Raw genomic sequence first — 19,991 nt, forward strand, 5'->3', positions numbered from 1 at the left:
ACTATTTTCAGCTTTTAAACAAAGAACAAGATATATGTCCATACTAGCATTTCAAATGCCCGAAAAAGTGGTGATGGAGAAAGCCGATGACTTCCATGGCTTGTTTACGTTCAAACCACTAGAAAAAGGCTATGGAGTTACTATCGGTAACGCCCTGAGAAGAATTTTGCTTTCATCCTTGGAGGGTTATGCCATCACATCCATCAAAATACCTGGAGTAGTGCATGAGTTTTCTACCATTGATGGAGTAGTGGAGGATGTTACTGACATTATTTTGAACCTTAAGCAAGTGAGATTCAAGAAAGTGCACGAAGCATTTGATGGAAAAATCACTGTTGAGGTGAAAGATCAGTCAGTTTTCACTGCCGGGGACATTGCCAAGTTCACTTCTTCTTTCGAGGTGTTGAATCCAGATCAAGTGATCTGTCACATCGACGAAACCAAAACCTTCGAAATCGAATTGGTTGTGGAAAAAGGAAGAGGTTATCTACCAGCTGAAGAATCCAAACCAAAAGAGCAGGTATTTGGGCAAATCGCCATCGATGCCATCTTCACGCCTATCAAAAACGTGAAGTATAGCGTAGAAAATACCCGTGTGGAGCAAAAAACTGACTTCGAGAAATTGATCCTTGAGGTTTCTACAGATGGATCTATCCACCCTGAGAAAGCCCTTCAAGAATCTGCTAAAATCTTGATCCAGCACTTCATGCTATTCTCTGATCAGACTATGGTACTTGATTCTACAGGTGTCGCTGAGCCAGAGCCTATCGATGAGGAATTCCTTCACATGAGAAAATTGTTGAAAACTTCTCTAAGCGACCTGGATCTTTCCGTACGTGCTTTCAATTGCTTGAAGGCTGCTGACGTGAAGACTTTGGGTGATCTTGCAAAGCTTGAAATTTCTGACATGATGAAATTCAGAAACTTCGGTAAGAAATCCCTAGCTGAGTTGGAGCAGTTGATTCAGGAAAAAGGGCTCACCTTTGGAATGGATATTTCAAAGTATAAACTTGATGAAGAATAAATAAAATGAGACACGGTAAGAAATTTAACCACCTTGGAAGGAAGGCTGCTCATAGGAAATCAATGCTTTCCAACATGGCTACCTCCCTGATTCTTCACAAGCGTATCTCTACCACGCTTGCCAAGGCAAAAGAATTGAAGAAATATGTGGAGCCTTTGATCACTAGAGCAAAGGAAGATACTACTCACAACAGACGTGTAGCTTTCTCTTACTTGAAAAACAAAGAAGCAATCGTTGCTTTGTTTGGTGAAGTGATCGCTAAAGTTGGTACTCGTCCAGGTGGATACACTCGTATCATCAAAACTGGATTCAGATTGGGTGACAACGCAGAAATGTGTATCATCGAATTGGTTGACTTCAACGAATTGATGTTGAAAGAAGCTAAGCCAGCTAAGAAAACTACAAGAAGATCTAGAAGAAGCTCTGGAAATTCAGAAGCGGCTCCTGCTGCACCTGCAGTTGAGGCTAAAGCTGAAGAAACTCAAGCTCCTGAAGCTTCTACAGATTCTCCTGAAACTGAAGAAAAATAATAATTTGAATTTCAGTTTAAATATTGAAAAGGATTGGGCATTGGTTCAATCCTTTTTTTATGCCTAGACATTCCTCCTCCTCCCAATAAATATTTAACTTTGGGGCAATTATATCGAAAATGTTAAAACAAAAAGCAACCTTACTTCTAGCAGACGGAACTGTATTTCACGGTTCATTGATTGGTAACCCCGGCACAAATGGCGGTGAGATTTGTTTCAATACTGGTATGACTGGATATCAGGAGATCTATACAGATCCTTCTTATACTGGTCAGGTAATTGTCACTACGACCTCTCACATCGGTAACTACGGTGTAGACAATGAGGAAGTAGAATCAGAACACCCTACTATCGGTGGTATTGTAGTAAATAGTTTCTCTGAAGTTTATTCCCGACTAGATGGGGATGGTTCCCTTCAGGATTACCTGGTAAAATATCAAATCACTGGTATAGCTGATATTGATACCAGAAAATTGGTAAGACATATCCGATCCCAAGGAGCGATGAATGCTATCATTAGCTCTGAATTCGAAGGGGATTTGGAAGGATTGAAGGCTGAATTGGAAAAACTTCCTGATATGAACGGGCTGGAACTTTCCTCTCAGGTTTGTACTCAGGAGCCTTATTTCTATGGAGAAGAAAGTTCTCCAATCAAAGTTGCTTGCCTTGACTTCGGTATCAAAAAGAACATCCTTAGAAACTTGGCTTCTAGAGGTGTTTATTGTAAGGTATATCCTGCCAAAACAAAGTTGGCTGAAATGGAAGAATGGGCTCCAAATGCTTACTTCCTTTCCAACGGACCGGGTGATCCAGCAGTAATGGATTATGCAGTAGATACTGTAAAAGACATCTTGAACACTGGTAAGCCTGTATTTGGAATTTGCCTAGGACACCAGCTTTTGGCTGAGTCAGTAGGTATCTCTACCTACAAAATGCACCATGGACATAGAGGGATTAATCACCCGATCAAAAACTTGGTAACTGGAAAAAGTGAAATCACTTCCCAAAACCATGGTTTCAATATCGTGAGAGAAGATTCCGAAAACCATCCTGATGTAGAAATCACTCACGTTCACTTGAACGATAATACAGTTGCTGGTATCAAATTGAAAAATAAACCAGCATTTTCAGTGCAATATCACCCAGAGTCATCTCCAGGGCCGCATGATTCACGCTACCTTTTTGACGACTTTATCGCTTTAATAAACCAAAATTAATTTTATAAACCTTTTAGACTATGACGTTGATTCAATCAATTCATGCAAGACAAATCCTCGATTCAAGAGGTAATCCAACTGTAGAGGTGGATGTGTATACCGAAAATGGTGCCTTTGGACGTGCAGCAGTTCCTAGTGGTGCTTCTACAGGTGTAAATGAAGCAGTAGAACTTAGAGACGGAGATAAAAGCAAATATTTGGGTAAAGGTGTCTTGAAAGCCGTTGCCAATGTAAATGATTTGATTGCTCCTGAATTGGTAGGAATGGATGTATTCGAGCAAAATATGATCGACCAGATCATGATTGACTTGGATGGTACTCCAACTAAAGGTAAGCTAGGTGCGAACGCTATTTTGGGTGTTTCTTTGGCAGTTGCTAAAGCAGCAGCTATGGAGTCTGGACAGCCTTTGTACAGATACGTAGGTGGTGTCAATGCTAATACCCTTCCAGTTCCAATGATGAATATCATCAACGGTGGTTCTCACTCTGACGCTCCTATTGCATTCCAGGAGTTCATGATCCGTCCAGTTGGTGCTCCTAACTTCTCTGAAGCTATCCGTATGGGTACTGAGATTTTCCATAGCTTAAAGAAAATCCTTCATGACAAAGGCTTGAGTACTGCAGTAGGTGATGAAGGTGGATTTGCTCCTAACTTCTCTGGAGGTACTGAAGAGGCTCTTGGATGTATCCTAGATGCTATCGAAAAAGCTGGTTACAAAGCAGGTGATGATGTGACTATCGCTTTGGACTGTGCATCTTCTGAATTCTTCGTTGATGGAAACTACGACTACAAGAAATTTGAAGGAGATACTGGTGTGATCAGAAGCAGAGCTGAGCAAGTTGATTACTTGGCTTCTTTGACAGAAAAATATCCGATCGATTCTATCGAAGATGGTTGTGCTGAAGAAGACTGGGAAGGTTGGGCGATGTTGACTGCGAAAATCGGTGACAAAGTTCAATTGGTAGGTGATGACTTGTTCGTAACCAATGTGAAGTTCCTAGAAAGAGGTATCGCTGAGAAATCTGCAAACTCTATCTTGATCAAAGTAAACCAAATTGGAACCTTGACCGAGACTATCAATGCTGTAAATTTGGCTCACAAAGCTGGATTCACTGCTGTAATGTCTCATAGATCTGGTGAAACTGAAGATTCAACTATCGCTGATTTGGCAGTAGCTTTGAACACAGGACAGATCAAAACTGGTTCTGCTTCTCGTTCTGATAGAATGGCTAAGTACAATCAATTGCTAAGAATCGAAGAGCAATTAGGTGACTCAGCAGTATTCAAAGGAAGCTTATAATATTCCAATTGATAAGTAAAATAGAAAGCAGCCTTGATTCAAGGCTGCTTTTTTTTGCACCATTTTTGTACTTTCGAGGAGAACCCAATTTTATATGAAGAAATTACTAAAGCTTGGAGGGAATTTTTACGGATTGGTAACTCTCTTTTTTCTCGCCTGGATGATTTTTATTGACTCAAATAATGTGGTCAACCAATTTAAACTTAGCCAAAAGCTAGGGCAGCTGGAAGATCAGAAAGAGTTTTACAAGGAGCGAAAAGTTAAGATTAAAGCCGAAAGAGAGGAATTGATGAGCAATCCGGAACTTTTGGAAAAGTTTGCCCGTGAAAAATACTTAATGAAAAAAGAAACGGAGGACTTGTATGTTGTTGTCAAAAAGTAAGCTTTTTATACTTCTTTTTGGATTCTTATTTGTGGTAGGAATCCAAGCCCAAGCTCAAAGAGATATTTATTCTGATTCCACTTCTCTTAAAGACCGACTATACTTTGGGGGAAATTTCGGGATGCAGTTTGGAACAGTTACTTTGGTTGACTTTTCACCTTTGGTAGGCGTAATGATCACACCGAGATATTCAGCCGGTGTTGGCCTTACCTATCAGTATTTCAATGATAAAAGATATTACGGAGGTCAAGCTTCTTCTTATGGAGGTAGACTCTTCAATCGATTCAATGTATTGCCCAATGTTTTCCTACATGGGGAATATGAAGCCATCAATTTCGATAATTACAATTTAGTCTCCGATCGCTTCGAAAGGATTTGGTCCAATGCACTTTTCTTAGGAGGAGGATACTTTGCTCCCTTCGGAGGAGGAAGAGGTGGTGCCAATTTCACTTTCTTATACAATGTCCTTTACGATAATAAAAGGTCTCCCTATAGCGAACCTTATGTGATCCGTTTGGGTTTTGTGATGTAATAGGAAATCCAATCCCATTTAATATGGACTCTTTTATAGATAAGGTTTATCATGCTCATAGGCAATGCTCGGATTGCCCTTCTCCAAAGGTAATTCAAGCTTTTTTCGAAGAATTATTAGGGACAATATTCCCAGAATACAGTGTAAATAGACTAAAAGAGCGTGAAGAAATTGCTGAAAGATTCTCTGAACTAGAATTTACTCTTGCCGCAATTTTGGAAAGAAACCCTCAATTACACGAGCGAGAAGGAAAGGTTATTGCCCACGATTTCTTCCAGTCGTTAGAAAAAATATTTGACTGGATCCATTGGGATGTTGATGCGATGTTTGAAGGGGATCCAGCTGCAAAATCCAAGACAGAGATTATTAGATCTTATCCAGGTTTTTTTGCGATAGCTGCCTATCGAATCGCCCATGAGTTACATATTCAAGGAGTTCAATTGATCCCTAGAATGATTACCGAATTTGCACATAGTAGAACTGGGATTGATATACATCCAGGAGCCACTATTGGGAAGCATTTCTGCATAGATCATGGTACAGGAGTGGTAATAGGGGAAACAACTATTATTGGTGAAAATGTAAAAGTTTATCAGGGTGTAACTTTAGGTGCACTTAGTGTGGACAAAGCAGATGCAGATATCAAACGTCATCCCACTATTGAAGATCACGTGATTATTTATGCTGGAGCGACCATCTTGGGAGGAAAAACTGTGATCGGCAAAAACTCCGTAATCGGAGGAAATGTCTGGTTGACAAAGTCAGTGGATCCCGGGTCGAAAGTTTATTATCAGTCGCAGATGTATCATGCTGACTCTGAAGTGACAGATCGCTATGTTTTCAAAAATGATCAAAGCGAAGCATCCTAATTCCCTTTTTTATTAAACTCTAGAAGTCTTTCCAGTTCCAGATATAGGATGAAAAGACTTTTTAAATCCATTATTTATGAAGCTATTTGAATTAATCGGAAATACCCCTTTGGTAGAATTGGAGCATATTCCAACTAATCCCAATGTGAAGATCTATTGCAAAATGGAAGGGCAAAATCCAGGAGGTAGTGTCAAAGATCGAGCTGCCTACAATATGCTTCGCTCGGCAATGGATCGTGGTGAAATCAAAAAGGGTGATAAGCTGGTGGAGGCTACTAGTGGTAATACTGGAATTGCATTAGCGATGGTGGCTAAAGTATTGGGCTTAGATATGACTCTGATTATGCCAGATAACTCTACACGTGAAAGAGTGCTTTCTATGGAGGCATACGGAGCCAAAGTGATTTTGACCCCAGCGGCAAAAACAATTGAATACTCCAGAACTTTGGCTGAGCAAATGAATCAAGAAGAAGGGTATTTCATGCTCAATCAATTCGGAAATCCGGATAATTATTTAGCTCATTATAAATCAACTGGACCTGAAATTTGGAATGATACAAAAGGTGAGATTACTCATTTCGTATCCGCTATGGGAACTACAGGAACAATTATGGGAGTATCTATGTATCTGAAGGAGCAGAATCCCGAAGTTCAAATTGTAGGGACTCAGCCGACGGATGGATCAAGTATCCCAGGAATCAGAAGATGGTCTCCTGAGTTTTTGCCTGCTATTTTTGATTCTTCTCGAGTAGATCAGGTGATTGATGTCAGTCAGGATCAGGCTACTGAAATGACCAGAAGAATGGCCAAGGAAGAAGGGATTCTAGCTGGTATGAGTAGCGGGGGAGCACTTTATGCTGCCATCGAGCTTGCCAAAACCTTGGACAAAGGAGTGATCGTTTGTATTACTTGCGATAGGGGAGATAGATACCTGAGTTCGGATTTGTTTGGATAAAGGTATTGGAAGCTTGAATATTTAATAAGTTTCAATGGGAATACCACAAACCATAATTACCTATACTCAGAGTCTATCTTTCTGACAGAGGTAAACATTTCCTTTTCTGGAAATATCCAAGTCTTTTCAACTGCTTGAAGAATTATTTGGTTAGCATTAGGGAATTGCTCCTTTATTTCCTCAACTGCCATTAAACTATCTGTCAACTCATCTATTTTTTCTTTAGCTAAAATGCTTTTGGGGGATAGGGATTTAAAAAATGATGAGTTGGTTATTTTTAAGAAAAGGGTTTTTTCTCCTTCAATTAACCTTCCATTTGAGATAGATTTTTTTTCTGAATAAGAAAACTCAACTATTTCTGCTCCAATTTCCTCGGCTAGTTCAGCTTCGAAATGGATCATTTCACGCTTTTGAGATGAGCATCCAATAAAAATAAGCAAATAGAAGAGGATGAATTTGTTGGAGGTTTTGATGAAAAAAGATTTCATAGTTTTTTTCTAGTTCCGATTTTCAACTTTATTTATGTGTGGATTTGTCCTTAGAAAATGATTTTGTTGAATTCGTGGTTCGGGAAGTTTTCTAATCTGTTTTTACTTCAATTCTTAATTTACAGCCCAGACCAAGATCTTCGAAAAATTTCACTTGATTTTCGAACAAATAACCATTGGCAATGAAGTTCATTTCATAATCGGTCGTTTTTATTATCAATTGCATTTGGGAGATCGAATATTCGTGAATTTTAAGTCGAAAATATCGGGCATATAATTTTGAAACTCTCAATTTTAATAAAATCCACATTGGAGATAGGAAAAATGGAGCAATCCTCTCTGTTCCTCTTATCAAGAGGATTTCAGTAATTTTATTAAATGAAATTGGTATAAATTTCACTTCGTTGGATTGATTTGATAGTAGGAGAAGCCCTTCAATGTGTTTTTGGAAATTGCATTTTGAGTTGAGTTTTAAAACCTCACTGTTTTGATGGTTGGTAGTCTTAAAGGATTTTAAAAAATAGCCTGTGCTTCCTATTGATTTGGCACTTTTTAGGTTTATTTCTACTGGTTTTCCAATCGAACTTTCTAAAGAATGGCTTTTATGAGTCATTTCTTGAATAGGATGTTTTGAATTTCTTCACTGAAACTTTTCCTTCTCTATACTATTCCCCTCAAAAAAACTGCTTCATCTTGGCTAAACCTGTATCGGCTACAAATTGAGCATCCATTTTATAAAGGCTAGGATTGAAGAGTTCTAGTGAAAGAGTCTTTTCCCCTCCCATTTCAACCAAGGTTTTTGCAATCTCTTTAAGCGGAGCGACTCCATCACCCGGATAAATCCTGTGCTTGTCCTCTTGTTGCTCTCTTGGTAAGGTGTCAGAAAAATCATTCAAGTGAAAAACTTCTATTGCATTTCCACTTACCAATTTTAATCCGTCAAAACCGGATCTGCCCCTAAATAAGTGATAGACATCTGGCAAAAGTCTAGCATCTGGATCATTGGCGATTGCAGCGACAGCCAAAGCCTGTCCCAATTGATAAAAAGGTGGGAATGCTCCCCAAAACTCAAGCTGAGGCATACATCCCGTTTTTCTCCCAAGCTCCAAGAGTTTTGCATATTTTTCACCTGCTTCAAATAGGTCAACCGGGGCTTCCGCCCCAATAGCAGGAGCTGCCACTCTGATACAACCAATCTCAGCCAATTGATTCATCTCATGCTCGATTTGCTCAAAACCCTTTTTGCTTTTTTCTGCATCCTGAGCCATCCATGTAGCAAATCCAATAGCGTTTACTGCTTTGATTCCCGCATCATCCAATTCTTTTTTAAGAGATGAAAGGCTTTTTCCTGAATCCAGATATTGGTTGAGTTCCATGATCCAAAGCTCAATCCCATCGTATCCAGCTTTAGCAGCAACTTGGATCATTTGAGAAAGAGAAAGCTTTTGACCTCGGATCGTACTCGTGTTTAATGAGAATTTGATACTAGACGGTTTTTTCTCTTCTGCCTTTGTCAAAGCAACAGGAGCGCTGGCTAAAATTGAAGAAAGAGCGATGGTTTTGAGAGCTTTTCTGCGATTGGTCATTTTGGGACGTTTTGGTGTAGTGATTTTTCCTTCTAAATGGGAAAGATGCCTTTCTAAACATAATTTGAAAAAACTCCGTATCAAAAATTCAATCCCTCGTATTTTTACTCATGAATAAAAGTTTTTTTTTATTGGCCCTTATCTGGGTATTGGTGGTTCCGGCATTCGGGCAAAGCAATTCTTTAGAAGTCAATAATCTGGAAAGGTATAAAGAGGAGCTTCCTTATTTCCAGGAATTAATTACAGGCGGACAATACACTAATCCACCTCAGAACTATGAAGGATATCCCTATTTGCTAGGTAAAAGCTTTGAATTGGGGACTTTGACGATCAATCAGATTTACTATCCTGAAGTACTTCTCTTATATGATATTAGGTATGATCAATTGATTACACTTCATCCGATTTTTTCTCAAAACCTATTGATTAAGCCAGAGAAAATTAATGGTTTTAGTCTCTCAAATCTAAGTTCATTCCAGCGGTTGATTGGAAATGAATCTTATTTGTATAATCAGAATGGCTTCTATGAAATCATTGAAGAGGGGAAAATGAATCTGATTTCCAAGCATTACAAAACGGTGGTCAGATCGAAGGAATTAGGGGATTATTTTGCTTCCTACGAGGAATTTGAAGATTTCTTTTTTTATGATGGTAGTGAGTTTTTTCCTGTCACTTCAAAAAAGAAGGCTATTCAACTTCTGGACGTTCCCAAAAAATCAGTTAGAGAAAACATTATCAAAAGAGGAATCTATTTCAATAGAGATAAAAGAGAATTTTTGAAATCTCTTGTCCTCCTATCCAATACAACTAGTTCTAATTTGAGCAATGATGAGTAAGAAGGTAATAGGCATTGCCTGTTTTTTGATTATAAGTCTTTTAGGATGTCGAGAGGAATTTGAACCCAAGATCTCTGGTTCAGATTCTCGGATTTTGGTTGTTGAGGGGTATTTGGATACTGATGGTGTTTCGAGCTTACTCAGTCTAAGTTATACCCAAAGCCTTCAATCTGATATTCAGGATTTCCCAAAAGTTTTGGGAGCGACGGTTTATCTTGAAGCTTCTTCAGGGGAAAGGTTTTACTTATCTGAAGCTGGAGGAGGGGACTATAGGTTTGAACAGGATATTTCTGAAGAAGATACTTTTGTCCTAAAAATTTTCTTACCAGAAGGTGAAAGTTATTCCTCCAGGGAATTGAAGCCTCTAAATTCAACAGATATTATAGAAGTCGATTATGAAAAGAATGAGGATGGAGTCGAAATTTTCATCACCACACAAGGAGATGAAAATACCGATGATTTTCTATGGACGTATGAAGAAACATGGGCTTTTAAACCTCCTTTCCCTTCTAATTTTAAATATGATCAGGAACTCAAAGATGTTGTAGAAAGGACTGAGTCTGAGAAATACGATTTATGCTATAGAAGTGAAGCGAATTCAGCCTTGATTCTCCAGTCTTCTTCCAATTTCGAAGATCAATTGGTATTCCGTCAACCTATACTTCAGATTAATCATGGTGATGAAAGATTGTCTGAAAGGTATAGCATTTTAATTACTCAAAAGGCTTTGGCACCAGATGCGACAGAATTTTGGGAAAATCTGAGAGAAAACACAGATGATTTGGGGACTATTTTTAGTCCACTTCCTTCACAGATTCAAGGAAATATGGTTCATGATCAAAACCCTGAAATTCCAGTTATCGGTCAAGTTGGTTTGGGAAAAGTGAGTCAAAAAAGGCTGTTTATTGATATTCTGGAAGTGTATCCTTGGCAACCTGAAGTAGATGATTACTTTGGGTGTTCTTTAGGGGCAGATACTGTATTTGTAATCAACTATGAGGCTGAATTTCGCTTTGGTAATAAGGTGCCGACGTATCCGATTTACACTGTAAATGGGTTAGTACCTATTGGTTATTTATATTCTGAAGAAAGGTGTGTGGATTGTACTTTGAGAGGAAGTAATGTTGCTCCGGAATTTTGGGAAGATTGACGATTATAAAATATCCTTTCAAATAATTCTAAAACCACCTAAAATTATTTTGATTAAAACAAGATCTTAACTTTGAATGAATCGTATTTTGCTTTATGAAAGAAATTAAATTTTTCATTTTATTTCTTGTTTTTGCTTCTTCTGCCAAGGCTCAAGTCGCAAGCGATAGTTTGAAGTATTTAGCTTCTTATAAGCAGGAAATTCCTTATTTCCAGGAATTAATTACAGGAGGACAATATGCTGAAGCTCCCAAAACCATTGAGGGGCATCCATTTTATTTTTCGAGACAATTTGAAAATGGAAGCCTTCAAATCAATGGGATTACATATCCGCAAGTTCCATTGATGTATGATTCTTATAGAGACCAAGTGTTGACTTTTCATCCGATCTATAATCAGAAAATTCTGATCAATCCTGAAAAAGTAGATCAGTTTAGATTAGCCAATGGAGATAGGTTTCAGTTTTTTGAAGGAAACTCAGGCTTTCTTTATCATTTAAACGGACTCTATAAAGTACTCAATGACGGCGATGTTTTGGGTTTGGTGAAAGAGTTTAAGACCACAAAGGACAAAAATGATATTAGTAAGTATACCGATGTTTTTGTAGAAAAAACTGAGTTCTTTATTTGGAAGAAGGGCGAGTTTTTCAAAATAGGTAAAGCCAAACAAATACCGATTGTATTAAACGTAGATAAGAAACAATTAAAAAGGACGATGAAAAAGCAAGGTGTAAGATTTAAATCTGAGCCAGAGAAATATTTGTCCTTAGCCATTTCAGAGGCTAAAAAACTGAATGACAATTGACCCAATGAAACAATTTTACTTTGTATTTCTTTTTCTATTGATGGGGACCGGAGTGTCCTTTTCTCAGGATATTCAAGAGCCCCGAATAAGTGGATTCTTCCCCGGGATTTCTTTCCAAAGATTTATGGAAAGAGTGGAGGAAGAGACTCCTTATCACTTTTATTTTAAATCAGAAGATATAGCCGAACTGACAGTAAACTTACAAGCTGATCAAAGTAAGTTGAGTGATTTGTTAGATGCTATTTTTCTAAAAACCGATTTCCATTACTCTTTCGGAAATGAATTCAGCGTATTTATTTCCAAAGGAGAAAAGCTTCAAACTCAACTTCCAGAAGGATTTTTTAGAAATGTTTCAAGATCAGAATCAGATCTAAATGGAGAGGTGGATGAGGCATTTGTTCGAAATAATCGATTTGTAATTGGAGAATTGGCTCCGGGTCAGACAAAGGCAAAATTGAGTGGGGTAGTAAGAAGTTTGGAAAATGGAGAGCCTATTTCCGGTGCTATCGTTTTTGAGAAAATTGATTTTACACGCTCTGTTTCTGCTCCTGATGGTTCTTATAGCATCGTTTTGCCAATCGGAAAGCACACGATTTATATTCAAAATTTGGGTGGCTATATCGAACAGAGATTGATTGATTTGAGAGGAGATGGGGAGTTAAATATGAGTATTGGAGAAAGCATCTATTCCTTAAGTGAGGTGGTGGTTAATTCAGGGGCAATCAACCACATCAGTAGACCTGAAATGGGAGTGCAAACTTTGTCTGTAAACGAAATGAAAAAGCTTCCTGCAGTATTAGGAGAAGTGGATGTATTGAAAGGGATTTTGGTTTTGCCAGGAGTAAATACTGTTGGAGAGGCAAGTGTGGGCTTCAATGTGCGTGGTGGTGCGGCAGATCAGAACTTGGTTTTGTATGAAAACTCAACTCTTTTCAACCCCTCGCATTTATTTGGATTCTTTTCCGCAATCAACGCAGATGCTGTGGAGAGTGTAGAGTTGCATAAGGCAGGAATTCCAGCAAGCTACGGGGGAAGACTATCATCCGTATTGCAAGTGAAACCAAAATTTGGAAGAACGGATAAGATTGGAGGAAGTGGAGGAATTGGTCTTTTGACAAGTAGACTTAGCTTGGAAGGTCCGTTGGGAGAAAACACCACTTTCTTGGTTGCAGGTAGAAGTACTTATTCAGATTGGGTGTTGGACTGGCTGGAAGATAGGGCTGATTTCAATGCCAGTAGAGCTAATTTTTATGATGTCAATTTGAATCTCCGACATCAATTTGGAGAGAAGGATGTTTTCGAATTTACAGGGTATTTCAGCAAGGATAATTTCCGATTTGATCCAGATACAGTTTACGGATATCAAAACCAGAATTTCGCAGCCAAATGGACACATTATTTCAATGAGCAGGTTGAAGCCAGTTTCTCAGGAGGTAGGGATTCTTATGATTTTGAAATAATAGGAGAAGATAATCCTTTGAACTCTTATCAATTTGGGTTTGGGATAGATCAGACTTTTGCCAAAGTGGATATAAGACAGGATTATGAAGATCGGCATATCTTCAATTATGGGATTCACCTGAATCATATCCAATTGGATCCTGGGAAAATAAGGCCTTATGGTCCCGAATCAATTGTTATTGCAGATGAAGTGGAAAGAGAACAGGCACTCGAAACCTCCTTGTTTTTCTCAGATGAATTTGAAATAAATGATCAATGGATGGTCAGTGGAGGACTTAGGTATAATCTTTATAATTATCTGGGGCCACAGACGACTTTTACTTATCCTGATGGTTCCTCCTTTTCAGAACAAGATGTAAATGGTGAGGTGAGCCATGAATCCGGTAAGTTTATTAAAACGTATCATGGACCAGAATTTAGATTTTCGGCCAGGTATTCATTGAATAACCAATCATCTCTAAAAGCAGGGGTGAATTCCATGCGCCAAAATATTCACCTACTGAGTAATACTTCAGTCATTTCTCCAACAGATACTTGGAAACTGAGTGATGGTTTTATCCGGCCACAAACAGGAATCCAATATGCATTGGGGTACTTCAGAAACATGGCTCTAAATACATTGGAGTTTTCTGCTGAAGTGTATTACAAAACCATGAGAAATCTTCTGGATTATAGAAGTGGGGCTACCATTATTCTCAATGATGATGTGGAGCAAGATGTGTTGAATACGGATGGGAGAGCTTATGGTTTGGAGTTGTTTTTGAAAAAGAGTAGTGGTAGACTGACAGGGTCTGTTTCTTATACCTATGCTAGATCCTTGCTCAGAACCAATGAAGCTGAAACAAAAGAAAAGATCAATGATGGAGATGAATATTCCAGCAACTTTGATCAGCCTCATCACGCAGTTTTGATTTTGAACTATGAGGTGAGTAAGAGGTTCAATGCCACTTTCTCGGGTAATTACAGCACAGGAAGACCGATCACTTTACCAGTAAGCAAGTTTGAATATGGGGGTAGCGAAAGAGTTTATTTCACTGAAAGAAATGCCCAGCGAGTACCAGATTACCTCAGATTAGACCTTTCGATCAATTTGGAAGGAAATCACAAAGTGAAGAAGCTTGCGCATTCCTCTTGGTCATTTGGAGTGTACAATTTGTTAGGAAGAGCCAATCCTTATTCAATATACTTTGTGCCACAAGGAGGAGCTTTGCAAGGCTATAAGCTTTCCATATTTGGTACCCAGATTCCGTTCGTTACCTACAATTTCAGATTCTGATGAGATTCTTCAGGAGTCCACAACATATTGCCCTGCTTTGCATATTGGTGTTTTTGACATCATGTAGGGAAGAGTTTTTTCCAGAAATTGAAACTCAAGCGACAGGCATTTTAGTAGTCGAGGGCTATTTGGATTCTGAAGGGATTAGTAGTGACCTGAAACTTTCCTATACAGCTCCCATCACCTATGACGATGTACCTGCCGTGGTTCGAGGGGCTTCTTTACAATTGATTTCAAATTCAGGCGATCAATATTCTTTTATTGAAAAAGGTGAGGGTGTCTACTCGTTTCAGCAAGATTTGGATGAGTCCCAAACCTACTATTTGAAAATCCAATTAATAAATGGCGAAGAATTCTATAGTGATCCTATTCAACCGATCATCACACCTCCCATTTTAGAAGCGGGATATGCCAGAGATGAGGAAGGTGTTGAGATTTTTGTCAATGCAAAGGGCGATGAAAATGCTGATGATTTTTTATGGACTTTTGAAGAGACATGGATTATTAGACCAAGGATAAGAAGCACCTATATTTTCGATAAAGACCTGAATGCTGTTCGTACCAGAACGGAAGAGGAAAGAAATGATCTTTGCTATCGAACCTTGGAGAGTCCGGATATTTTGTTGGAAACGAGTTCGAGATTTGAGAATCAAGTGGTTTTTCGACAAACTATTTCAGAAATCCCGACAAATGATCAAAGGCTTGCAGAGAAGTATAGCGTACTGATTTCACAAAAGGCATTGGACTCCAAAGCGGTGGAGTTTTGGGAGATCTTGAAGAAGAATTCATTGGATTTAGGCTCTTTTTTCAGTCCTTTACCATCTATCATTTCTGGAAATATTCATTCAATCGATGGGGCTAGCGGAGCAGTGGGATATGTGAGTATAGGTGTAGTTAGACAAGAACGAATCTTTATAGAAAATAATGAGGTTCAACCTTGGTATTTTTCTGACCCGGAATTTGACGATTGTTTTATTTCTGAAGAGGCATTGTACATTGGGACGAGCGCTTTCTATAGCACATTTAATGGGTCTGGAGTAGCTCCAGTTAGGGAACTGATTGAGGGGACTTCAATCGTAGCTTATTATTATGCACCGACTAGATGTGTGGATTGTACTTTGTATGGAGACAAAGAGAAACCTGAATTTTGGATAGAATGAGGACTCTTTTCAAATCGGTAATAACTCTTTTAGTGCTGGTCTATTTGTCAGCTTGTAGGGAGGTCTACGAGCCAGAAGTAAATCAATTGGACCAAAGAGTTCTTGTAGTGGAAGGCTATTTGGATTCTGAGGGATTGAAAAGCGAATTAAGACTTAGTAAGACCTCAGAGTTAGGTGCGGATAGTTCTCCTTCTCCTGAATTAGGTGCTTCAGTTGAATTGATATCAAGTTCTGGTGCTACTTACCCACTAGTGGAGGAAGGGGATGGATTGTATGTTTTTCAAGCGGATATTTCTAAAGAAAATACCTATCATCTCTCTATTCAATTGTCAAATGGAGAACAAGTTTTAAGTGATCCGATTCAACCGATATTGACACCTCCGATTCTTGAAGCTGGCTTTGTTAAAGATGAAGCAGGAATAGAAGTTTTTGTCAATACCCAAGGCGATGAAAACGCAGATGATTTTTTATGGACTTATGAAGAAACTTGGATTTTTCTACCTAGAGTTAGGGTGACTTTTATTTATAAGCCAGGCGAAGGAGTTGTGAATAGAAATGATGATGAAAGGATAGATCTTTGCTACAAAACTGTAAGGAATGCCGGGGTATTGCTGGAAACAAGTTCCAGGTTTGAGGATCAGGTAGTTTTTCGACAAACGATAAAAGAGTTTGAAGAAGGGGATCCAAGAATGCAGAAAAGATATAGCATTCTGGTTTCTCAGAAAGCCATTCCTCAAGACGCTGTCGAATTCTGGGAGACGTTGAAAAGAAATTCTGAGGATATAGGAACTGTATTTAGTCCATTACCTTCCTTAATTGGAGGAAATTTGCATTTCGTTGTAGATGAGAATCGGCCAGTCATTGGCCAGATTAGTATCGGTGTAGTACAACAATCAAGAATATTTATCGACCGAGAGGAGATATTGCCTTGGGAGATTTTTACTCCCGAATTTGATGATTGTTTTATCGGTACAGATACGATTAGAACTTCAATGTATGGGCAAACATTTTCTAGCGGAGCAGTATTGCCAGCTAGGGTAGTTCCTGGCCCCATGGGGCCTTTAGGATACTTTACAACAGATAGGCGATGTGCGGATTGTACGCTCTATGCTGATCGAGAAAAACCGGCTTTCTGGATAGACTGATATGAAAAATAAACCAAAAATAATCTTAATTACCCTTTTTTTGGCACTAGCTAAATTGAGTTTAGCACAAACGGTCCAAGAAGAAATTGAATTTGATATTCCTAAAACTCTATTTTTTACGGATGAAAAAATCTGGATCAGGACTTCAATAAATTCATTAGGAAATATAGCTGAATCCCAAGTTCTTTATGCCGAGCTTATAGATGAAAAGAGCCGTTCTTGGGCTTTGGGAAAGATTCCTTTAGAAAATGGGAAAGCGCTAAACTATTTAGGGTTGGACTCTAAAATCCCTTCGGGTAATTATTTGCTAAGAGTTTATACGAGGATTTCTGCCAATGATCCAACTGGAAATGGTATCAAACAAAGACTTGTTACAGTTCTAAATCCAAGCTTGCCTCCTCGATCAACCTCTGAAGGTGAAGTTGATTTTAAAGTAAGTTCTTCTTCCAATACATTGGTTAAATCTTCCTATTCAGCCAATCAAAATATTGAACTTGATCTGCCATCTGAGGAAATAGAATCGATTCATGTTTCAGTGATGAACCCCTATTTGGAAGGGAGAGAAGGAGAATTGAATTCACAAGATATCTATCAAACCATCAATCCTGAAATATTCGTTCCGGAGCTTTTTGGACACATCGTTCATGGAAAATTGATTGGGGCAGAGATTGATACGACCCAAACCTATTTTCTCTCAGCTCATGGCGAAAAGTCCGCGTTATTTACGGATAGGCCTGATTTGGATGGGAATCTCTTTTTTGATTTGGGAGGTTTTAGACATTGGGATCATTTGCTGATCCAAGTCGAAGAAGGTACGGCCATACCAGATTTGGAAATTGTAAGTCCGGGGCCAAAGACTACATTCAAAACGGGATTCTCTATTCCTGAGCTAGTAATCCATCCAGAAGATGCAAAATGGCTGGAAGAGTTGAAAATGGCGTCCGCTTTAGAGCCATATTACAATCAGGAATATCGCTATGATTCGATTCCTGTCGTAACTGGATTTGTTGCCGATCAAACGTATTTGTTGGATGATTACACTCGATTTGAGACAGTAGAGACTGTTATCAAAGAATACGTTCCCGGAGTCGCTATTAGAAGGCGAGATAAGTTGAAAGAATTCCGATTGTTGAATAACCCCGCCAATTCAATGTTTGATAGTAATCCATTGATGATGGTGGATGCACTTCCGGTTTTCAATTCTGATATGTTGGCAAACTTCAACCCGAAGTTTTTTAAAAAACTAGAAGTATTGAATCGCGAGTTTTATCTAAACGACAGAACTTATGCAGGGGTAATAAACTTCTCGTCCTACGAAAATAATTTCGGGCTTTTTCCAGTGCCAGATCAAGTCTTGTATTTGGATTATCCAGGAGTCAATCCATTTATCAGTTTTGAGGGAGATTTTGCTCAAAAGAGCGTAATCGATACCAGAAGCCCTGACTTTAGATCAGTGTTGTATTGGGAAGAGGACGTTTCAGGCAAGAAAGTAGAGTTTTCTACCTCCAATATGAAGGGTATTTATGAATTGGTTATTCAATTTAAAGACAAGAATAAATCTCCGATCACAGAAACTTTGAAAGTGGATTAATTCCCTTTTTTGCCCAATTGATTCTGCATAAACTCACCTAACTTCTTTTGGTAGTAAGTGGAGTCATTGCTGTAATCAGGAACTAGAGTTTGTTTTTCTGGGAATGATTCCATGTGTAGAGTTTGAGTAGGGAAGGCAAACCTTACTCCCAATGTATTTGCCAATTCAACTATCTGAATAAGGATTTCATGTCTCGCGCGAAGCTCTTCTGGCCAAGTTGGCACCTCGAAAAACACATAAAACATTATGTCCTGACTGTAAGCCGAAAGGTTGTTGAAATAGACATTGAAATAGTCTTTTCGGGTATCCGGATGTGCCAAAACGATTTTGCGTAAGCCTATTACAAATTGATCAATCAATTGTGGTGGAGTGTCATATGTGACAGTCAGGGTGGTATAGAATCTTCTATAGTTTCTTAAGCCGTGATTATCCAGAGTTGCATCTGCGATTTTTCCATTGGGAACATACATGACAGAATTACGGAAAGTCCGGATCCTAGTAGATCTAAAACCGACTTCCTCAACAGTTCCATCGATATCTCCCGAGGTGATCCAATCTCCTACCTGAAAAGGCTTGTCAATAAAAATCATTACTGATCCGAAGAAGTTTTTGATCGTATCCTGAGCTGCCAAAGCAATGGCCACACCACCAATAGAAAGACCTGTAAGGAATGGAATGATATCGAGATTTAACCCATCTCTCAGAATAAACAAAGTCCCGATTACAACTACGAATGCCTTTAATGTTTTTCTCAGCAAAGGAACCAGTTGATCATCTAGGGTCGATTCAGTTTTCGTAGCTAAGCGAGCGAAATAAACTGCAATTACATTGACCAACTTGTAGAAAATCACCGTGATCAGGAATGGCTTTAGGGTATTCAGGATGATCACTATCCAAGCCCAAACCTCTGCAGGAAGCTGTAAGACTGGCATGAAAAGAGCCAAGAATAGAACGATCAAATAGATACTGGTAATCCGAGCCACTGGAAGAAGGTAATTTTCCCCCACTTTTTGATATCCGACCCTTTTGAAAAAGTAGACCAGAACCTTGTCCACCAAAAAGGTGAAAAAGAAATGAGCCAAAAAGACGAGGAATACTAAAAAGAAAATCCCTACAAGCTGCCATAGATGAAGCCCTAAATAGACATCATTTCCAATTTGAGGAAGGAGATTTAATAGTTTCGCGGTGCCGTAGGGATAAGTTTCTTTATGAAGCTCATTTATTTGGCTGACTGTAAAAGCTGAGAACTTCCATTGCTTTCCTTTTTTTTCAAGGAATACTCCAGGGATCTTTTGTTTGTCAAAAAAATATAGGGATTCAGTATTGCCAGAAGTACTGTCTTGATAATTGGGGAGGTTTGGGACAGAGCTGGTTCTAATGATAATTCCTTTCCCCTCAAACACTTGTTTTAATTTTAAACTAAGTTTTGCCCCATCTGCATCTGGCATATCAGTCATGTCCAGAGTTTGGGCTGCCTTTTCTGGGTGAAACTCAGATTCCTCCAGATTATAAAAAAAAGTAAGTGTTGTATGGTATGGAGAACTGAGGTTTACCTTGGTGCCGACAGTTTCAGACTCAGCATTGTCGGCGATCAATTGTGCAAAAGAAGCTCCTGCAGCAAAAAATAAAATAGCGAATACGAATAGAAAACGTCTAAACATAAATCCAGTGGTGATTTTGGGTGC

The 19,991-nt window shown here is 38.8% G+C and carries 18 protein-coding genes; 15 read left to right on the top strand and 3 right to left on the bottom strand.

What is annotated here, in order from left to right:
• Nucleotides 1–34: 34 nt before the first annotated feature.
• The 8 genes from BUF13_RS15880 to cysM all read left to right on the top strand — a co-directional run bounded on the left by BUF13_RS15880 (nt 35) and on the right by cysM (nt 6,810).
• Nucleotides 35–1,024, top strand: a complete 990-nt coding sequence (locus tag BUF13_RS15880; RefSeq protein WP_073572792.1) for a DNA-directed RNA polymerase subunit alpha — start codon at nt 35–37, stop codon at nt 1,022–1,024.
• A 5-nt stretch (nt 1,025–1,029) separates the two neighbouring features.
• On the top strand, nt 1,030–1,554 hold the full coding sequence (gene rplQ, locus BUF13_RS15885; protein ID WP_073572793.1) for a 50S ribosomal protein L17: 525 nt from the start codon (nt 1,030–1,032) through the stop codon (nt 1,552–1,554).
• A gap of 119 nt (nt 1,555–1,673) precedes the next feature.
• Nucleotides 1,674–2,771 carry a glutamine-hydrolyzing carbamoyl-phosphate synthase small subunit gene (carA, locus tag BUF13_RS15890; protein ID WP_073572794.1) on the top strand — a complete coding sequence of 366 codons (1,098 nt, stop codon included), beginning with the start codon at nt 1,674–1,676 and terminating at the stop codon, nt 2,769–2,771.
• Nucleotides 2,772–2,791: 20 nt separating this feature from the next.
• The gene (gene eno, locus BUF13_RS15895; protein WP_073572795.1) at nt 2,792–4,072 is read left to right on the top strand and encodes a phosphopyruvate hydratase; all 1,281 of its coding nucleotides are present in this window, start codon (nt 2,792–2,794) and stop codon (nt 4,070–4,072) included.
• 94 nt (nt 4,073–4,166) lie between these two features.
• Complete coding sequence (locus BUF13_RS15900; protein ID WP_073572796.1) at nt 4,167–4,454, top strand: FtsB family cell division protein; 288 nt, start codon at nt 4,167–4,169, stop codon at nt 4,452–4,454.
• Nucleotides 4,435–4,986, top strand: a complete 552-nt coding sequence (locus BUF13_RS15905) for a hypothetical protein (protein ID WP_073572797.1) — start codon at nt 4,435–4,437, stop codon at nt 4,984–4,986. The genes BUF13_RS15900 and BUF13_RS15905 overlap by 20 nt, the downstream gene beginning before the upstream one ends.
• Before the next feature lie 23 nt (nt 4,987–5,009).
• The gene (locus BUF13_RS15910; protein WP_073572798.1) at nt 5,010–5,855 is read left to right on the top strand and encodes a serine O-acetyltransferase; all 846 of its coding nucleotides are present in this window, start codon (nt 5,010–5,012) and stop codon (nt 5,853–5,855) included.
• 76 nt (nt 5,856–5,931) lie between these two features.
• A complete protein-coding gene (cysM, locus tag BUF13_RS15915; protein WP_073572799.1) occupies nt 5,932–6,810 on the top strand; it encodes a cysteine synthase CysM in 879 nt (292 codons plus the stop codon).
• A 56-nt stretch (nt 6,811–6,866) separates the two neighbouring features.
• On the opposite strand, the gene BUF13_RS15920 is transcribed toward cysM, so the two are convergent.
• Together BUF13_RS15920 and BUF13_RS15930 are read right to left on the bottom strand one after the other, a co-directional pair.
• Nucleotides 6,867–7,298 (bottom strand): hypothetical protein, encoded by a 432-nt coding sequence (locus BUF13_RS15920; RefSeq protein ID WP_073572800.1) that lies wholly within the window; start codon nt 7,296–7,298, stop codon nt 6,867–6,869.
• A 674-nt stretch (nt 7,299–7,972) separates the two neighbouring features.
• Nucleotides 7,973–8,884: a sugar phosphate isomerase/epimerase family protein gene (locus BUF13_RS15930; protein ID WP_073572802.1), complete on the bottom strand. Its 912-nt coding sequence runs from the start codon at nt 8,882–8,884 to the stop codon at nt 7,973–7,975.
• A gap of 110 nt (nt 8,885–8,994) precedes the next feature.
• Between BUF13_RS15930 and BUF13_RS15935 the strand changes: the two genes are divergently transcribed.
• From BUF13_RS15935 to BUF13_RS15965, 7 genes are all read left to right on the top strand, one after another.
• Nucleotides 8,995–9,720 carry a hypothetical protein gene (locus BUF13_RS15935; RefSeq protein ID WP_073572803.1) on the top strand — a complete coding sequence of 242 codons (726 nt, stop codon included), beginning with the start codon at nt 8,995–8,997 and terminating at the stop codon, nt 9,718–9,720.
• The gene (locus BUF13_RS15940) at nt 9,713–10,870 is read left to right on the top strand and encodes a DUF4249 domain-containing protein (protein WP_166669839.1); all 1,158 of its coding nucleotides are present in this window, start codon (nt 9,713–9,715) and stop codon (nt 10,868–10,870) included. The genes BUF13_RS15935 and BUF13_RS15940 overlap by 8 nt, the downstream gene beginning before the upstream one ends.
• 95 nt (nt 10,871–10,965) lie before the next feature.
• Nucleotides 10,966–11,673 carry a hypothetical protein gene (locus tag BUF13_RS15945; RefSeq protein ID WP_073572805.1) on the top strand — a complete coding sequence of 236 codons (708 nt, stop codon included), beginning with the start codon at nt 10,966–10,968 and terminating at the stop codon, nt 11,671–11,673.
• A 4-nt stretch (nt 11,674–11,677) separates the two neighbouring features.
• Nucleotides 11,678–14,410: a TonB-dependent receptor gene (locus BUF13_RS15950; RefSeq protein WP_073572869.1), complete on the top strand. Its 2,733-nt coding sequence runs from the start codon at nt 11,678–11,680 to the stop codon at nt 14,408–14,410.
• The gene (locus tag BUF13_RS15955; RefSeq protein ID WP_073572806.1) at nt 14,410–15,570 is read left to right on the top strand and encodes a DUF4249 domain-containing protein; all 1,161 of its coding nucleotides are present in this window, start codon (nt 14,410–14,412) and stop codon (nt 15,568–15,570) included. The genes BUF13_RS15950 and BUF13_RS15955 overlap by 1 nt, the downstream gene beginning before the upstream one ends.
• Complete coding sequence (locus BUF13_RS15960; RefSeq protein ID WP_073572807.1) at nt 15,567–16,715, top strand: DUF4249 domain-containing protein; 1,149 nt, start codon at nt 15,567–15,569, stop codon at nt 16,713–16,715. The genes BUF13_RS15955 and BUF13_RS15960 overlap by 4 nt, the downstream gene beginning before the upstream one ends.
• A gap of 40 nt (nt 16,716–16,755) precedes the next feature.
• A complete protein-coding gene (locus BUF13_RS15965; protein ID WP_134204492.1) occupies nt 16,756–18,306 on the top strand; it encodes a hypothetical protein in 1,551 nt (516 codons plus the stop codon).
• Here the strand turns inward: BUF13_RS15965 and BUF13_RS15970 are convergent.
• The gene (locus tag BUF13_RS15970; RefSeq protein WP_073572809.1) at nt 18,303–19,967 is read right to left on the bottom strand and encodes a mechanosensitive ion channel family protein; all 1,665 of its coding nucleotides are present in this window, start codon (nt 19,965–19,967) and stop codon (nt 18,303–18,305) included. The genes BUF13_RS15965 and BUF13_RS15970 overlap by 4 nt on opposite strands.
• Nucleotides 19,968–19,991: the final 24 nt, after the last annotated feature.

The organism is Algoriphagus zhangzhouensis, from assembly GCF_900148515.1.
Lineage (GTDB): Bacteria > Bacteroidota > Bacteroidia > Cytophagales > Cyclobacteriaceae > Algoriphagus > Algoriphagus zhangzhouensis.

Bases quoted from the DNA above. Each gene is read 5' to 3' on its own strand.
- BUF13_RS15880 (WP_073572792.1), top strand. From the start codon at position 35: ATGTCCATACTAGCATTTCAAATGCCCGAAAAAGTGGTGATGGAGAAA.
- rplQ (WP_073572793.1), top strand. From the start codon at position 1,030: ATGAGACACGGTAAGAAATTTAACCACCTTGGAAGGAAGGCTGCTCAT.
- carA (WP_073572794.1), top strand. From the start codon at position 1,674: ATGTTAAAACAAAAAGCAACCTTACTTCTAGCAGACGGAACTGTATTT.
- eno (WP_073572795.1), top strand. From the start codon at position 2,792: ATGACGTTGATTCAATCAATTCATGCAAGACAAATCCTCGATTCAAGA.
- BUF13_RS15900 (WP_073572796.1), top strand. From the start codon at position 4,167: ATGAAGAAATTACTAAAGCTTGGAGGGAATTTTTACGGATTGGTAACT.
- BUF13_RS15905 (WP_073572797.1), top strand. From the start codon at position 4,435: ATGTTGTTGTCAAAAAGTAAGCTTTTTATACTTCTTTTTGGATTCTTA.
- BUF13_RS15910 (WP_073572798.1), top strand. From the start codon at position 5,010: ATGGACTCTTTTATAGATAAGGTTTATCATGCTCATAGGCAATGCTCG.
- cysM (WP_073572799.1), top strand. From the start codon at position 5,932: ATGAAGCTATTTGAATTAATCGGAAATACCCCTTTGGTAGAATTGGAG.
- BUF13_RS15920 (WP_073572800.1), bottom strand. From the start codon at position 7,298: ATGAAATCTTTTTTCATCAAAACCTCCAACAAATTCATCCTCTTCTAT.
- BUF13_RS15930 (WP_073572802.1), bottom strand. From the start codon at position 8,884: ATGACCAATCGCAGAAAAGCTCTCAAAACCATCGCTCTTTCTTCAATT.
- BUF13_RS15935 (WP_073572803.1), top strand. From the start codon at position 8,995: ATGAATAAAAGTTTTTTTTTATTGGCCCTTATCTGGGTATTGGTGGTT.
- BUF13_RS15940 (WP_166669839.1), top strand. From the start codon at position 9,713: ATGAGTAAGAAGGTAATAGGCATTGCCTGTTTTTTGATTATAAGTCTT.
- BUF13_RS15945 (WP_073572805.1), top strand. From the start codon at position 10,966: ATGAAAGAAATTAAATTTTTCATTTTATTTCTTGTTTTTGCTTCTTCT.
- BUF13_RS15950 (WP_073572869.1), top strand. From the start codon at position 11,678: ATGAAACAATTTTACTTTGTATTTCTTTTTCTATTGATGGGGACCGGA.
- BUF13_RS15955 (WP_073572806.1), top strand. From the start codon at position 14,410: ATGAGATTCTTCAGGAGTCCACAACATATTGCCCTGCTTTGCATATTG.
- BUF13_RS15960 (WP_073572807.1), top strand. From the start codon at position 15,567: ATGAGGACTCTTTTCAAATCGGTAATAACTCTTTTAGTGCTGGTCTAT.
- BUF13_RS15970 (WP_073572809.1), bottom strand. From the start codon at position 19,967: ATGTTTAGACGTTTTCTATTCGTATTCGCTATTTTATTTTTTGCTGCA.